This is a genomic window from Yersinia alsatica (assembly GCF_025133195.1).
Classification (GTDB): domain Bacteria; phylum Pseudomonadota; class Gammaproteobacteria; order Enterobacterales; family Enterobacteriaceae; genus Yersinia; species Yersinia alsatica.
Genome location: NZ_CP104006.1, coordinates 3,681,855 through 3,697,835 on the forward strand (window position 1 = coordinate 3,681,855; position 15,981 = coordinate 3,697,835).

The following is a 15,981-nucleotide window of genomic DNA, read 5'->3' on the forward strand; positions in this document are numbered from 1 at the left end:
CTATTGCTGGGCCTGCGCGGCGATCGCATTCTTTAAGTAACTGACATTAATGCCTTTCTCGAATGAATTAGGTATGTCGCGTTGGCGAACTTCGCCAATACTTTCTAGGAAACCCGCGGTTTTATGTACCGCCTGACCGATACCACTGTTATCGGTATCTGAACCATTGCCTAACCACTGTGCAGTTTCCTGTTGTTGGAGTGTTGGGTATTCCAAACCCGATAATGTATTGGTTGCTGTCGTCACCGGAGCACCCACATCTTTCGCTACAATAGCCGCCGCTTTAATAGGGTCGCGTTTGAACTCATCAACTTTTTGCTGATGTATTTGTAAGAATTGGCTTAATAACTCGGGATGCGCTTTGGCAAATGCCGTTCTAACCACATAGTTGTTATAAATAAGGTAACCATCTTGCTGAAGTTGTTTCGTCGCAAATACTGGGTGCCCACCAGAGATCTCTAATTCTTGCGCAAACGGAGCCCAAACGTACCCCGCATCAATATCGCCCCGTTTCCAAGCCGCCACTATTTCTGCTGGGCGCAATGGAATTAATGTCACCTTATTACGATCAATATGATTAACAGCAATCGCAGCATCTAGTGCATATTGCGCCGTCGAATTAGGTGGGTAAGCGACTCGTTTACCTTCAATATCGTTCAAAGAATTAATTGAGTCTTTAGCAATAAGGCGTTCGGAAGTGGCAATAACGCCGGATATACCAAATATCTCAATCGGAAGTTTTCGAACTAAACCAGCGACAGCAGGGCTTGAACCTATATTGGCAATATCAATAGCATTACTAGCAAAATAACCTAGGGCATCAGCCCCAGTGGCAAATTGCACCCATTTCACCTTAGTGTTAAGTGCCTTTTCTAATGAACCATCCACTTTAGCCAAGACCAAAACCTGCGAACTACCACCATAGGCAACGCGGACTTCATCGGGCAATGGTTCATCTGCCTGAGTATTAAATGTAAAGAGGGATAAACTGATTAACCCCAGAGAAATAGCGATAGGTTTTAACATGACACCTTCCTTGATTAATAATCATTGTAATTTAACAGCCAATAAAATGTCCTTTGACTATAATCATTAGATATTTTTTTCCTAATCACCATTAAGAATAAAATATATTAAATTAGCACTGTATAAATGACAATTATTGCTAAGGTTATATCTTTATTGGTATTAAGGCGTTTATTTCCCACATATTAAAATGCAGGCAATCCTGTAGAGCACCCAGTGAAAAACCGCCCACCATGACATAGTCAAGTTCCATTTTTCGAAGGCTAATAGCAGCGCTTATTAATAAAATTCACTTATGTATTTTCTAACGGCTCACTCAATAAGATTATTTGCTTATTAAGGCTGCAATGGCTCAAGGTGTTGATCGCATAATTACTGGTCCAGCCGATGTAACCGTACTGGTAGCGGTATTACGCACTGCGGTCAAAGGAGGAATAGAGTTATTACTGAGGATGTGGTAGGTGCCGTGCTATTTCTAAGTTCGTTCGCCGCAATCTATGTGACGGGGCAAAAAATGACTAGTGCTGGGGGCGTTTTATCTGGCGCATCATGGGGTAATCCTCAGCCCCTTAATCTTACAAATTGCAGGGGTGAGCAATACTCACCCCAATCACCCAGATGCAGTGATTTAGCCTTTAACCACGGAATCGATCAGTGACATCTCTTCACTGCTTAGCAGCTTTTCAATATCAACCAAAATCAGCATTCTTTCCCCCAGTGAACCTAAACCAGTTAGGTACTCGGTTGCCAAAGTCACGGCAAACTCAGGGGCTGGGCGGATTTGTTCGGTGGTCAATGACAACACATCAGATACGCCGTCAACCACAATACCGACCACGCGCTGATCAAAGTTCAGCACGATAACCACGGTATTTTCGTTATAACTGACACCCTGTTGAGCAAATTTAACCCGTAGGTCAATAATAGGAACAATAACACCGCGTAAGTTAGTGACGCCTTTAATGAAAGCCGGGGTGTTAGCAATGCGAGTCACCTGGTCGTAGCCACGGATCTCTTGTACTTTCAAAATATCAATGCCGTACTCTTCAGCGCCCAGCGTAAAAATCAGGAACTCTTGTCCTACCGTTTCGCCAGCCAGCTTCGTGACGGTTGCTAGTCCTGCCATGTTTTTACCCTTCAATCAATAGGTTGAATTTATGTTTGTTTTTAGAGCCGGAAACAAACTTCACGGCCCTATACCTGTTTTATTACGGGTTCGATACAGGCTTCATACCGGTACTTCTGCTATGCGGCAGCTGTGTCATCAGCCATTACACGCTTTTCCCGGTTTAAAGCCTGCAATGCCGACACATCAACAATTAACGCCACGCTACCATCACCCAAAATAGTGGCCGCTGAAATACCTGGCACCTTCCGGTAGTTACTTTCCAGGTTTTTCACCACCACCTGATGTTGGCCAATCAATTGGTCTACCAAGAGTGCATAACGACGACCAGCACTTTGCAAAATCACCACAATGCCTTGAGTGGCTTCTGTTTTCGCATTCTCAACATCAAATACTCGGAACAATTCAACTAACGGCAGATATTCACCGCGCACTTGCAGCACGCGTTCACCACCGGCGAGTGGATGTAAATCTTCAGCCAATGGTTGCAGTGATTCCATTACGGCATTCAATGGCAGAATGAAGACTTCATTACTGACCTTAACGGACATGCCATCAAGGATAGCCAGTGTCAGAGGGAGCAAAATACGAATTGACGTCCCTTTGCCAGCCTGGAAGCTGACTTGCACATGGCCGCCCATTTCCTGAATGTTCCGCTTAACCACATCCATCCCAACACCACGGCCCGAAACATCAGTAACCTGCTCGGCGGTCGAAAATCCTGGGGCAAAAATCAGCATCCCGACGTCTTCATCACTCATATGCTCATTAACCGCCATACCCTGCGATTGAGCTTTCGCCAAAATTTTCTGCCGATTAAGACCGGCACCATCATCCAGGACTTCGATGCAAATATTGCCGCCTTGATGCTCTGCTGACAGTGTCAGATTCCCCACCGGGTGTTTCCCTGCGGCGAGACGTGTTTCAGGATCTTCAATGCCGTGGTCCAGACTGTTGCGAACCAGATGGGTTAATGGGTCAATAATGCGTTCAATCAGGCTCTTATCCAGTTCAGTTGAGCTGCCAAGTAAGGTCAGTTCAACCTGCTTATTCAGCTTGCTGGCCAAATCGCGGACTAATCGCGGGAAGCGGCTAAAGACATACTCCATCGGCATCATACGGATAGACATTACCGACTCTTGCAAGTCGCGCGCATTGCGCTCCAACTGCCCCATACTATTAAGTAAATCACCATTAATCACTGGGTCCAAGGTACTGGAACGCTGCGCCAGCATCGATTGGGTAATCACTAATTCACCCACCAGATTAATCAGTTGGTCAACCTTTTCGACCGCCACCCGGATGCTGGTAGATTCGCTCGCTTTGGCTTTTGGTTTGACATGTTCTGCGCTGGTAGGGGCTGCAACCGCATCAGCTTTTGCTGCATTTTTAACTTCCGCAACCGGGGTCGGCGCAGCTTGAGGCACGGCTGCAACCATCGTTTCAGTTGGTGGCTGTTGCGCCAACTCATCTGATACAAAACTAATTTGCTCAGGTTCCAGCACAAAACAGAGTACCGCGCTGATATCATCTTCACTGACTGACGTAATCAGCGTCGCTTCGAGGCTATCGGCTGTTTGGTGCGGATCTTTGACTTCACCCAGATTGCCCAGCTCTTCCAGCATCAGCGGAATTTCTTGCTCTTTCAGCCCTGAGAGGCGAATACGCATGCCGCCCTGCACCAGAGCCGGAGATTTGCCGCCAACTTTACTTTCAGCTACCGGAGTGGTTGCGCTACTCTGATCAGTTGCCGGTGTATTGCTGGAATTACCTTGCTGCTCTAGGGCCTCGAGTGCCAGTTGGCGCAATGCATGACAAATATACTCAAAGCTTTCCGCGTTAGGTTCTTGAGAGGTTTTGTAGGCGTCCAACTGTTCCTGCATAATATCTTTCGTTTCCAAAAACAGATTGATGATATCGGTGCTTAAGCGCATTTCGTCGCGACGGGCACCATCCAACAGGTTTTCCAACAGATGGGTTGTTTCTTGTAATACCGAAAAACCAAATGTCGCTGCACCGCCTTTAATCGAATGCGCGGCACGGAAAATGGCGTTGAGTTGTTCATTGTCTGGTGCCAGCGGATCCAGCAATAACAAATGCTGTTCCATATCTGCCAGCAATTCATCTGCTTCATCAAAGAAAGTCTGATAAAACGCGGTAATATCCATGCTCACGGTGTCACCTCTACTGTGCGTCGCGGCTTGTCGGAGAGACCGGTACATCACTGGCCGGTGCCGCTGGCAACGATGTCGTTGGCCGGTTGGCTGCCGGAGTGATGTTCCCCGTGCTCGATTGTTGTGTTTGTGCTGCTGGCGGCGCTGCCGCTTTCACTGGCTCAATGGCGGGCGTCGCCGGTATTGTTGCCGTTGCTGAACCGGTGGTAACCGGCGGCGGCGTTGGCTTAGCTGCATCCGTTGTCACCACAGGTGCTGCGGGGGTAACTGCCCCTGTTGTCACAGCAGCTGGCGCAGTAATTGCTGGCGTCGTTCCCGCAGAATCAATCTGTTTCAAACTCTCGGCTTTTTCGATATCCAGCGCTTTGTTATCTAAATTCTCATGCTCAATATCATGCTGAGTCTGTTTATTCAGCACCAAGATACTGATGCGGCGGTTAACCGGATCATCAGAGGCTTGCTCTTTTAGCCGCATCGTCGACGCCATGCCCACCACACGTAAAACCTTGCCTTCATCTAAACCACCAGCCAACAATTCACGCCGTGAAGCATTGGCACGATCCGCGGATAATTCCCAGTTACTGTAACCGCGTTCACCCGTGGCATAGGGCAGATCATCGGTGTGACCAGACAGACTGATTTTGTTCGGGATGTCATTCAGGATTGGCGCTATTGCACGTAAAATATCGCGCATATAGGGCTCAACCTGCGCACTCCCCATTTTGAACATCGGCCGGTTTTGACTATCAATAATCTGAATTCTTAGCCCTTCATCCATCATGTTAATCAGTAGATGTGGCCGCAATGCTCTCAGTCTTGGATCTGACTCAATTAATTGATCCAGTTTTTCTCGTAACTTATTGAGCCGATACTCTTCTTTCCGACTCTCTTCGGAGTCAATGTGCTTGCGCACCTCACCCACTTGCTGAGTCGGGTCATCACCGCCCCCGGGGATTGGGCTGGTGCTGGAGCTACTTTTATCACCGCTGGTCAAGGCAACTTTCAACGGGGTCCGAAAATATTCTGCAATCTGCGTAAGCTCTTGCGGACTGGAAACCGACAGCAACCACATCACCAGAAAGAAGGCCATCATTGCCGTCATAAAGTCAGCATAAGCAATTTTCCATGACCCGCCATGATGGGCTGCACCATGTTTGGCTTTGCGCTTTTTGACCAGAATAACGGGGTGGTTCTGATGCTTCATGCGTCCTCTTCTGTCGCTTGCGGTGCCGGAGCTTTCACTCTGCGCACATGCTCTTCCAGCTCAATAAACGATGGGCGTTCAGTGGTATAGAGCGTTTTACGACCAAATTCCACTGCGATTTGCGGCGCATATCCGTTTAGGCTGGAAAGCAGAGTCACCTTGATGCACTGCATCATTTTGGTTGTTTCTGCACTCTGCTGACGTAACAAGGTTGCTAAAGGTGAGATGAACCCATATGCCAGCAAAATACCCAAGAATGTCCCTACCATCGCATGGGCAATTAGTGCCCCAAGCTCTGCCGCAGGCCTGTCCGCGGAAGCCAAAGCATGCACCACCCCCATGACCGCAGCGACGATACCAAACGCGGGTAAAGAATCCCCCACCATGGCCAAACTGCCCGCCGGAACTTCGCATTCTTGCTCGTGAGTTTCGATCTCTTCATCCATCAAAGCTTCGATTTCAAAAGCGTTCATATTCCCACTGACAATTAACCGCAAATAGTCGGTAATAAATTCTACTAATACCTTATCGGCCAAAATCCTTGGATAATTAGAGAAAATTTCGCTTTCCAATGGACTTTCTATATCGCGTTCCAGTGACAGCATTCCCTGTTGGCGGGATTTTGCTAATAAGCGGTAAAGCAGCGCCATTAAGTCCATATATAGGACTTTGTTATATTTAGAGCGGCGCATCAATTTTGGCATTGCCTTCATCGTGGCTTTTATCGCTTTACCATTGTTACCCACAATAAACGCGCCAATACCGGCCCCGCCGATAATTAAGAATTCAGCCGGTTGATATAATGCGCCAAGGTGACCACCAACAATGATGTAGCCGCCAAAAACCGCACCTAAGACCACGATATAACCCAAAATAACTAACACGCGATATCCTTAGCAAAGTGTGTGGGTGGAAGGTGAGGCGTTAGCACCCTTTGAGTCTGCTGGTTGCCATTAACCGGTTACAGGAACGGTATCCATACCGCTGCTGTAACCGAAAATTCTGACAACTCAAAGAAACTCAAACTGCGCGTCTAACCTGCTCATCCAGCAGTTGTGAAGTTATATCGGCAGATTGCGGAGAAAGTTTACGTTTTTTTACTGCGCGGGAAGGTGGCTGGCAGAGACTGCAAACAAAGCTGTTTCGTGGCTGATGCGCATGGGTGATAAAAGTCCCACCACAGCAGTTACAACCAGAGAGTTGCAACATACCACTGTCAACGAATCGAACTAGAGTCCAGGCTCGGGTCAACGCCAGTAATGGCGGGATTCCGGACTGATCAGGGCACTGTTCGAGGTAAAGACGATAAGCCTTAATAACGGCCTCAACACCGGTGCATTGACCACTTTTTAGCAAGAAGCTATAAGCGTTATAAAACATCGATGAATGAATATTTTGTTCCCAAGTCATAAACCAATCGGTCGAAAACGGTAACATTCCCTTCGGCGGTGGACTGCCTCTCAGCTCTTTATAGAGCTTAATTAAACGCCCCCGGCTGAGTTGCGTTTCGCTTTCAAGCATCTGCAAGCGTGCGCCTAAAGTTATCAACTCCATTGCCAAATGAATGTCTTTGGCTTCCTGGACAATACTTTTTTCAACCATCAGTCATGCTCTTTTCTTAGGCGCACTACCGTCTTTTAACGATAGTTCGTGGAGTAAGTGGCTCGACAATAAAATTCCTGTATGGATCTGCTGCAAGTCATCCACACGAGATTCTTTCGTCAGATGATGAATAGTATTGTGGTCACTAAAACGGAAATGACACACCAATTGGTTAGTCTCAGCTAATTTAACCATCTGCGGTAATGTTAACTGTGATAATGCATCGGCCATGGTATCGGTAATACCTAGACGAAACATCGCTGAGGCTTTCTCATCGTTAATTAACCGCTGTGCTAAAAGCAAATATGACAAATTAATATCATAAATATGTTTGAGTAATTCAGACGTACTCATTTTACACATCCCGACTGATTATGTTTTAAAACATAAGTTGGATGATAGTATTCTTCACCCAAGACCTGGGATCCTTCCCGTATACAGTTAATTAGTACCTATAGAACTAAAAGTAATTGAAACCTACTGGTGCTACATTACAAAAATACCGTTTTGGTATGAAATTACATGTCACGGCTCTTGGCAGCTGAAGTTTTATGCTGCTCTGATATTGCACCTGCGCCATGAAACTTTTCTTACAAAATATTAGGATTATTCCTAAAGAGGCCCAACTCTACTCCCGAATCGTTAGCACATACAATGTGACTAGTGATTCATTTTAAATGTAATGTGACATTGATCACAAAAATAAAATATAAAGTCGCTCTAGAACACATTTTTTGATTGATTTTTAACCACCTTGGTGCTCAAAAAACAATCAGAAGTCAGAAAAGAGCTAAAAAACTAGTGATATAGGCCCAATTCTTAGTGTTTTTAGATCAATTCGAACAAAAGCATTCCCAAAGTAAAATAGCAGAACATAAATCTGTCTTAACTCGAAATTATCAGTATTAAGGACTGGTATAGGGGTTTATTACTCGGCAATGCTATAAGTTACCCTCCGAAACTATTAGGTTTAAACGAATATTTATGCGGTTGCCAAAAAAGTCATTCTTCGATTATTTATTAACCTATTTGCCTTTTTGCGTTAAAAAGACCGACAACACGTATTAAAAAAGGCAACAGAGGTAACTACATGTTTCATTTTCACTCTCCCGTACACATTTTCATCAGCACATTTTCAACTTTGGTTCATATCCGCATTTTTGCAAGGGACTTGTGACAAAAATGTAAGATAAGTTAATTAATAATGTTTGAAACATAAGTTTCATTACTTATTTCTGTGCCATTCAGTTTAATTAACTTATTGATATAACTTTATTTATCTCCCATCAACAGCCAAGTGTGACTGACATCTCATTTCTTAACGGTGTGATCCCCTAATCTTTAAGCTATAGCGGTGCTTATAGGAGCTTAATTATGGGATACAGGAATGTGCTGGTCGCAGTTGCCCTTTCGCCTGATAGCCAACAATTGGTTAATAAAGCGGTTTCCATCGTTCGGCCCTATAATGGCAAGGTCTCGTTAATTACCCTGACCACAGAGCCCGAAATGTACAGCAGCTATGCGGCACCGATGCTGGGTGATTTGCGCTCGGTGATACAAGAAGAAGCGCAATTATTTATGGCGGAGTTGGCTGCCAATGCTGATTATCCCATTGAGAGCAGGAATATTGCACACGGCGAATTTGCCGACAGCATGGCGTATTTCTGCCAAAAACAGCATGTTGATCTGGTGATATGTGGCAATCATAGTGCAAGTTTGATGAATAAATTCTCTTGCTCCTCTGCCCGATTAATTAATACCAGCATGGTTGATGTGCTCGTTGTTCCCCTTTGATTAACCGCCCTCTTTCCTCTTATGGCGTCTGCTCAGGCTAAAGAGCAACGCCTTTCGCACTATTAGCTGAAACCATCCTGAAGAGTTCTACTATGATTTTCAGCAGTCTCTATCGTCACTCCCCCGATTGACTTCTTACAGGTAAGGGAATCTGATGCCACAAGATAAAATGAATAACCGCCGTATTCTGCTAGCTTCACGTCCGCACGGCACACCAACTGCCGAAAATTTCACACTCGATATTCAGCCCATTCCACAACCCGCAGCGGGTCAGGTGCTACTGCGCACCCGCTACCTATCTCTCGACCCTTATATGCGTGGTCGAATGAGCGATGCGCCGTCATATGCTCCCCCGGTTGAAGTGGGTGAGGTCATGGTGGGGGGTGCGGTTTCACGGGTCGAAGTTTCAAAACATCCAGACTTTCAAGTCGGCGATTGGGTTCTGGCCAGCAGCGGCTGGCAAGATTATTCACTCTCTGATGGCACGGGCATTCGCAATTTGGGGCCACAATTCCCCCACCCTTCACGCGCCCTAGGGGTGCTGGGTATGCCAGGTTTCACCGCTTACATGGGCTTATTGGATATTGGTCAGCCCAAAGCCGGTGAAACGATCGTGGTCGCCGCAGCCAGCGGTGCTGTGGGTTCTGTTGTCGGACAAATCGGTAAATTGAAGGGATGTAAAGTCATCGGCGTGGCTGGCGGCGCAGAAAAATGCCGCTATGTGGTCGAAGAATTGGGTTTCGATGCCTGTCTCGACCATCGGGCCACCGATTTTGCGCAACAGCTGGAAAAAGTGTGTACAAAAGGCATTGATATTTATTATGAGAATGTCGGTGGAGCCGTCTTTGACGCGGTATTACCGTTACTCAACCCACGTGCGCGTATCCCAGTGTGTGGCTTAATTGCGCGCTATAACGACACTGCGTTACCTGATGGCCCAGACCGTTTGCCCCTGTTACAAAGCATCATTTTAAGAAAGCGGATTCGGATGCAAGGATTCATTATCTTTGATGATTATGCCCCGCATTTTGGTGATTTCTTGCAGCAAATGACCCCTTGGGTTGAGCAAGGTAAAATCAAGTTTAGGGAAGATCTGGTCGATGGGCTGGAAAATGCGCCACAAGCTTTTATTGGCCTGCTAGAGGGCAAAAACTTCGGCAAGCTGGTGATACGCGTCAGTAACGAATAGTCAGCAATAAAAAGGGTTTCATCATTCCGGGGCCAAATGGCCCCGGATTTGTTATATAAAACAGTATGATTCGAATCGATACAATAGCGGTTAGAACCACTTACCGAAGCGGCGAATATAGAACTGCTTCATCAGTTGCGCAACGACGCAGTAGCTGATTAGCGTGCCGGCCAGCCATGGGAAGTATTGCCATGGTAAGGGTTGCAACCCAACTAGTGTCCCTAATGGTGAGAATGGAATATAAATGCCAATTGCCATGATTACCCCGGTAGTCAATAGCACAGGCAACGCCGCAGTGCTTTGAATAAACGGAATTTTTTGTGTTCGCAGCATATGAACAACTAACGTTTGCGACAGTAAACCTTCAATGAACCAGCCGGACTGGAACAACGCCTGATGTTCAACACTGTTAGCAGCAAATACAAACCACATCAGAGCGAAGGTTGTAATATCAAAAATGGAGGAAGTCGGCCCAATCCATAGCATAAAACGGCCAATGTTCTTCGCATCCCACTTACGCGGTTTACGCAAAAACTCTTTGTCCATTTTATCCCACGGCAGCGAGAGCTGAGAGATATCATACATCAGGTTTTGCAACAGCAAATGAATGGCGAGCATTGGTAAAAACGGAATAAAAGCACTGGCGACCAAGACGGAGAAGACATTACCGAAATTTGAACTGGCCGTCATATTCAGATACTTGATGATGTTCCCGAAAGTTTCACGTCCTTTAATCACGCCCTCTTCCAACACCATCAAATTCTTTTCTAGCAAAATAATGTCGGCTGATTCTTTAGCAATATCAGTTCCGGTATCAACTGAGATCCCCACATCCGCATCACGTAATGCTGGCGCATCATTGATACCATCACCCAAGAAACCGACGGTATGCCCATTGCTTTGCAGCATTTTCAACACTCGCGACTTCTGCAATGGTGTCAGTTTGGTAAACACGGTGCGCAGTTCCACCTCACGCGCCAGTGTTTCATCATCCATATCCTCAATCGCTCGACCACTGAGAGGCTCACCGGGCTCCAGCCCAACATCGCGACAGATTTTGGCCGTAATAATAGGGTTATCACCGGTTAACACTTTGACGGCAACCCCATTTTCACGTAATGCAGTAATCGCGGCCTCGGCGCTCTCTTTGGGTGGATCAAGGAAGGTCAATAAGCCTTGAACCACTAAATCGCGCTCATCAGCAATGTTTAGAGGTAATTCACTGACTTGGTTACCCAGCTCACGGGTTGCCAGCAGCAAAACACGGAAACCATCTTCATTATATTGGGTGGCGAGCGCCAGTAATGACATGCGACGAGCATCATCCAACGCATAAATCTCATCACCTTCACGTACATGGGTACAGATGCTGAGCATCTCTTCCACCGCGCCTTTACAGATCAATTGCTGATGCTGTTGCTCATCTTTTACTACAATGGATAGGCGGCGACGGATGAAATCAAATGGCAGCTCATCAACCTTATTGAAACTACGCAAAGCATCAATCTCTGGCTTGCCGCGACTGAATTTGATGACCGCCTGATCCATCAAATTACGCATACCACTTTGGTGAAAACTGTTAAGCCATGCTAACTGTAATACTTTGCTGTCATTACTGCCGCGCGCATCTAAATGGTGCTCAAGAATGATGCGGTCTTGTGTCAACGTCCCGGTTTTATCGGTACACAACACATCCATAGCACCAAAGTTCTGTATTGCATTCAATCGCTTAACCACAACTTTTCGCCGCGACATCGCTATCGCGCCTTTAGCCAGGTTGGAGCTGACAATCATCGGCAACATTTCAGGCGTCAATCCGACAGCAACCGCCAATGCAAACAGCGCCGCTTCAGACCAATCCCCTTTAGTAAAACCATTAATCAATAATACAATTGGTACCATCACCAGCATAAAGCGAATCAATAACCAACTGACGCTATTAACCCCACGATCAAAGGCAGTTTGCGCACGATTGCCGACAATCGACTTAGCAAGCGACCCGAAATAAGTATGTCCACCAGTGGCTACAACCACTGCCATTGCTGTCCCGCTGGCAACGTTAGTCCCCATCAGACAGACATTGGACAACTCAAGTAATTCGCTTTCACTGCTGGCATTCGCCTCTACTGACTTTGAAGTAACGGCGCCCATGGCATCATATTTCTCAATGGGTATCGCTTCACCTGTCAGAATGGCCTGGCTGATAAACAAATCTCTGGATTTAATCAGTCGTAGATCAGCTGGAATCATATCCCCGGCAGATAATAAAATGATATCGCCGGGTACCAGATGCTTAATGGCTATTTCTTTTTTTGCCGGCTGAGCACTGTGGCTACTACGGCGCAACACTGTTGCCGTGGTGCGCACCATCGACTTCAATGCTTCCGCAGCTTTATTAGTGCGATATTCTTGCCAGAAGCGCAGCAACCCACTGATTAATACCATCGTCACAATAATACTGACGCCAACCAGATCGGTTTCTTCACCATTTTGCAGAGGCAACCAATAATCAGTAAAGAAGCTGATTGCCGCCAAGATCATTAAAACAAAAATAAAAGGGTTATTAAATGCCGATAAGAGTTGGGCCAATGCTGGCGGCGCTTTCTCATGTGCAACCTGATTAATGCCATATAATTCCAGACGCTCTTGAGCATCTTCCTCAGTCAGCCCGTTCAAGTTTGCATTTAACTTGGATAAAGTTTGGTCCAGGCTATTTTTAGCCTCTAGCGCAATAGTAAAAGGTTTTTTATTATCGCTTCGGCCGGTAGCTGTCTTTTTAAATTTGGTCATAACGCTTCTCTTTTAATTCTAAACGCACAGGACTTATCCGCTCAATTACTGAGAGATAAATGTGCTGAACTATTATTGCGCTGCCAACTTTGTATTTATATTTAATTAGCAGCAGCTAATTGAGTTAACTCCGGGGTGATCGTCCATAACGACTCCTTACTACCACATGGGTTAGCGCTATTTATTACTTTTTAAAATACAGATTAATTCCCTGAATTAATCATGCTAACAAAATTTGGCGTTGCCACAATGTTGCTACGCTAAATAAAGGCTATACCGGTAATTCCGACGCGATGCGCCAGTGAATAGAGCTGACACTGCGCTCTAAACTTACGCGGCAAACAATACTTTCAATTTCTTTTTGTTCTGCTGGCGTCGCCATAATTTCAGCACAGACCTCTAGCTGCCCCGGTCTGGCAATATCGGCGCTGCAAAGTGACTGTAACCGTAACGCCACACCATTTAGCGCCTGCAAAATGAGCGTGCGAACCAAGATTTCATCTTCAGCACCACAAGTGACTTGAATCCGATACCGAACTTCTAAATCGACAGCTTGTTGCTGAGGTTGCATATTGATTCGTTGTGCCGCTTCGCGTAGCAATATATTGGCGCAAAGGATAACCGCCGTTGCAACAACAGCATTCCAATATAGGCCCAGACCACAAAGCACGCCAATCCCGGCGGAACACCACAGTGTGGCAGCCGTATTCAGGCCACGAATATTCATGCCTTCACGCATTATCACACCAGCACCGAGGAAGCCAATTCCGGAAACTACTTGAGCAGCAATACGGCCCGGGCTGTCAGGGGATGTTGCATAAGAGCTAAGAATAAATACCGCAGCACCGGTGGCGACCAATGCATTAGTCCGTAGACCGGCCATACGCTGACGCCATTGTCTTTCCGCGCCAATTAACGCGCCCAGACACATCGCCAGTAATAAATTTACGACAAAAGGAGTTAATGCCATGATTCTCTCCATGAATTAATCATTGGTAGAATAATCATGTGCTATTTAGCACACAGGTAATTGTGCTGATATATACCCGAAGGAAATCAGCAATAACCGGTGTTAGTGCCTGGAGGAAAGAGTGCGTGGTTGTTAAATACCATAATAAAAACCCGAATTAATACCCTCGATGAAATTCATCGAGTTAAATAATTTATTGGGTGTGCACAGCTCAGGAAATACAGAGAGGGTGCTGCCCGCCATTTTTCGGCAAGCAACAAATCAGTCGGGAGATGAGTTAGCTTGCCTTGCTTATTTGACTACTACTTTGCGTATCCATTAGTTTCTCCACCGAAATTTTTCAAGAGTATAGTTGCGGGTGATAATTATGTAAAGGTTATATTTCTAAACAAAACTTAAACCAACTTCTGCCTAATAAATAATAGGGATAATATTAATAATATCTTTTTTTAATAATACTTTATTGCCGCATACAATATTTATCAGTCTCAGGCAAAAAGCTTTCCCACTTGCTACACTGCAAACGTCACGTTATCACTGGAGTTTTTCATGACCACACCACTCACAACAACACTGACACGGCAGTTATGGCAAAGTTTGGGTTATCCCGACCTCCCTGAGGATCAATTAGTGTTTGTTGGAGAGGAACAACTGCCATCAGTATTTCCGGTAACGCCGTTAGCTTGTGCCGCTATTGCCACGGCTGGATTAGCTGTTGCAGCATTACTTGAGGCCAAGCACGGCTTAAAACCCATAGTCACGGTTGATAGCCATTTGGCCTCATTATGGTTTGGATGGTCATTGAAACCGATAAACTGGCAATTACCCTCTGCATGGGATGCCATTGCAGGGGATTATCAGGCCAGTGATGGCTGGATCCGCTTGCACACTAGTGCCCCGCGTCACCGCCTGGCCGTCGAACGAGTTCTAGGCACGCATCAGCATAAAAGTGCCGTAGCTGATGCAGTCAGCCAATGGAAAGCTCATGAGCTCGAACAAGCTGTTATTACTGCTGGCGGATGTGCCGCTCAGATGTATTCTCACCAACAATGGCAACAGCATACCCAAGGTGCCAGTGTCACCAGCGAACCCATTTTTGCGGCGGTTTATCATCCAGAAACTGCTGCGCCCGATTGGGAGGTATCACTGGCACAGCCACTAGCGGGTATCCGCGTGTTAGATCTCACTCGCATTCTGGCGGGGCCGATAGCCACTCGCTTTCTTGCTGGTTGGGGCGCTGACGTGTTGCGCATCGATCCTTTCTCTTGGGATGAACCCGCCGTCGAACCGGAAGTCACCCTAGGTAAACGTTGCGCACGGTTAAATCTGAATAATCATCATGACCGCCACATCTTTGAACATTTATTGAGTCAGGCCGATGTCATCATCCATGGCTATCGAGCCGGAGCATTAGAGCAGTTGGGTTACGGCCCGGACGAACGGCGTCAGTTATGCCCCGGACTCGTCGATATTTGCCTAAATGCTTATGGCTGGAGCGGCCCGTGGCGTAACAGGCGCGGTTTTGACAGTTTGGTACAAATGAGCTGTGGCATTGCTGATGCTGGGATGAAATGGCAAAAAGCGCCACATCCTATCCCTCTACCTGTACAGGCACTGGATCATGCAACCGGCTATTTAATGGCCGCTGCAGCGGTCCAAGGACTGGTTCAGCGACTGACACAAAATAGAGGTTACAGCGCCCGACTATCTCTAGCTCGTACCGCCGAGATATTGCTTGATGCTCCTTATCATACCGACGACATTAGTTTAAAAGCTATTTACGCAACGGCTGATGATTATCAACCGCAACCCGAAATGACCTACTGGGGTCCGGCGTTACGTTTGCACGCACCAATATCATTATCAAGCACACAGTGTCATTGGAGGCTGCCTGCCTCACCTCTCGGAAAAGCAACAGCCCAGTGGCTGTAACCCCTTGCCCTAGCTTGTGCAACTGTGTACAGCGCTGGGGAAACCCTCTATCAAGTCATTGACACAATTACAGAAATGTAATGAATCTTTAGTTCAAATTGCGATCACAGTCTCATTTATAGCTCTAACTATTTTAGGGCCTTTGCCGATAGGTTCTTAAAGGACTGTGAAAAT

At 46.4% G+C, this 15,981-nt stretch carries 12 protein-coding genes; 3 read left to right on the top strand and 9 right to left on the bottom strand.

From position 1 onward, the window contains the following. The 7 genes from N0H69_RS16455 to flhD form a co-directional block, all read right to left on the bottom strand. Entirely contained in the window at positions 1 to 1,026 is a 1,026-nt protein-coding gene (locus N0H69_RS16455) for a taurine ABC transporter substrate-binding protein (protein WP_050151318.1), read from the bottom strand. Between the two features lie 628 nt (positions 1,027 to 1,654). Then, on the bottom strand, positions 1,655 to 2,152 hold the full coding sequence (gene cheW / locus N0H69_RS16460) for a chemotaxis protein CheW (protein WP_050098372.1): 498 nt from the start codon (positions 2,150 to 2,152) through the stop codon (positions 1,655 to 1,657). A 119-nt stretch (positions 2,153 to 2,271) separates the two neighbouring features. Beyond that, on the bottom strand, positions 2,272 to 4,320 hold the full coding sequence (gene cheA, locus N0H69_RS16465) for a chemotaxis protein CheA (protein WP_050151319.1): 2,049 nt from the start codon (positions 4,318 to 4,320) through the stop codon (positions 2,272 to 2,274). Between the two features lie 16 nt (positions 4,321 to 4,336). Beyond that, entirely contained in the window at positions 4,337 to 5,530 is a 1,194-nt protein-coding gene (gene motB, locus N0H69_RS16470; protein ID WP_050151320.1) for a flagellar motor protein MotB, read from the bottom strand. Continuing rightward, the gene (gene motA / locus N0H69_RS16475; RefSeq protein ID WP_004708125.1) at positions 5,527 to 6,414 is read right to left on the bottom strand and encodes a flagellar motor stator protein MotA; all 888 of its coding nucleotides are present in this window, start codon (positions 6,412 to 6,414) and stop codon (positions 5,527 to 5,529) included. Before motA ends, motB begins: the two co-directional genes overlap by 4 nt. 136 nt (positions 6,415 to 6,550) lie before the next feature. After that, positions 6,551 to 7,132 carry a flagellar transcriptional regulator FlhC gene (gene flhC / locus N0H69_RS16480; RefSeq protein WP_005164496.1) on the bottom strand — a complete coding sequence of 194 codons (582 nt, stop codon included), beginning with the start codon at positions 7,130 to 7,132 and terminating at the stop codon, positions 6,551 to 6,553. Between the two features lie 3 nt (positions 7,133 to 7,135). Then, entirely contained in the window at positions 7,136 to 7,486 is a 351-nt protein-coding gene (gene flhD / locus N0H69_RS16485) for a flagellar transcriptional regulator FlhD (RefSeq protein WP_032910768.1), read from the bottom strand. Between the two features lie 1,020 nt (positions 7,487 to 8,506). Here flhD and uspC point away from each other — a divergent pair. Next, the gene (gene uspC / locus N0H69_RS16490) at positions 8,507 to 8,926 is read left to right on the top strand and encodes a universal stress protein UspC (RefSeq protein ID WP_050106705.1); all 420 of its coding nucleotides are present in this window, start codon (positions 8,507 to 8,509) and stop codon (positions 8,924 to 8,926) included. A gap of 154 nt (positions 8,927 to 9,080) precedes the next feature. Further along, complete coding sequence (gene curA / locus N0H69_RS16495; protein ID WP_050151321.1) at positions 9,081 to 10,115, top strand: NADPH-dependent curcumin/dihydrocurcumin reductase; 1,035 nt, start codon at positions 9,081 to 9,083, stop codon at positions 10,113 to 10,115. Positions 10,116 to 10,205: 90 nt separating this feature from the next. Here curA and mgtA read toward each other — a convergent pair whose 3' ends face one another. Both mgtA and N0H69_RS16505 read right to left on the bottom strand, forming a co-directional pair. Continuing rightward, positions 10,206 to 12,905, bottom strand: coding sequence for a magnesium-translocating P-type ATPase (gene mgtA, locus N0H69_RS16500; protein WP_050151322.1), 2,700 nt, complete (start codon positions 12,903 to 12,905; stop codon positions 10,206 to 10,208). Between the two features lie 271 nt (positions 12,906 to 13,176). Beyond that, on the bottom strand, positions 13,177 to 13,875 hold the full coding sequence (locus N0H69_RS16505) for an MgtC family protein (protein ID WP_050106708.1): 699 nt from the start codon (positions 13,873 to 13,875) through the stop codon (positions 13,177 to 13,179). A gap of 549 nt (positions 13,876 to 14,424) precedes the next feature. On the opposite strand from N0H69_RS16505, the gene N0H69_RS16510 reads away from it, so the two are divergent. Then, the gene (locus tag N0H69_RS16510) at positions 14,425 to 15,807 is read left to right on the top strand and encodes a CoA transferase (RefSeq protein WP_050151323.1); all 1,383 of its coding nucleotides are present in this window, start codon (positions 14,425 to 14,427) and stop codon (positions 15,805 to 15,807) included. The last annotated feature ends 174 nt before the right edge of the window (positions 15,808 to 15,981 follow it).